At 47.8% G+C, this 209-nt stretch carries 1 protein-coding gene; it reads right to left on the bottom strand.

Annotated elements, in window-relative coordinates; all coding sequences use genetic code 11:
* A partial coding sequence (locus ACFI6J_RS21690; RefSeq protein WP_462586424.1) for a transposase occupies positions 1 to 209 on the bottom strand: 209 nt, incomplete at both ends.

Raw genomic sequence — 209 nt, 5'->3', positions numbered from 1 at the left:
TGTTTCTCCCCCGCGTTTGCTCTATTCGCTTTATCCATTGAGACAATGGTGTCTCTTTATGTTTACTCACTCGCATGACAGCCCTGGCACCATGAATGAGTAAGGTTCTTAGATAGCTATCTCCACGCTTACTAATCCCCTGTAGATTATGCTTGCCTCCTGAGCTATGTTGTTTGGGTACCAGCCCCAATGATGCTGAGACTGCCCGG

The sequence above is a fragment of the Alteromonas sp. G4i13 genome, from assembly GCF_054960505.1.
Note: the sequence above shows the minus strand (reverse complement) of the source record. Positions and strands in the feature narration are given on the sequence as shown.